The organism is Pseudomonas sp. 30_B, assembly GCF_017491605.1.
Classification (GTDB): Bacteria; Pseudomonadota; Gammaproteobacteria; order Pseudomonadales; family Pseudomonadaceae; genus Pseudomonas.
On the sequence record NZ_JAFGYY010000589.1, the window covers coordinates 1 to 222 of the forward strand.

The window sequence follows — 222 nt, forward strand, 5'->3', positions numbered from 1 at the left end:
GGCGATGAAAGACGTGGTAGCCTGCGATAAGCTTCGGGGAGTCGGCAAACAGACTTTGATCCGGAGATCTCTGAATGGGGAAACCCACCTAGCATAAGCTGGGTATCTTGTACTGAATACATAGGTGCAAGAGGCGAACCAGGGGAACTGAAACATCTAAGTACCCTGAGGAAAAGAAATCAACCGAGATTCCCTTAGTAGTGGCGAGCGAACGGGGACTAG

1 rRNA gene is annotated in these 222 nt (G+C 50.5%); it reads left to right on the forward strand.

What is annotated here, in order from left to right:
* A 23S ribosomal RNA gene (locus J5M67_RS29495) occupies positions 1 to 222 on the forward strand; the annotation flags it as partial.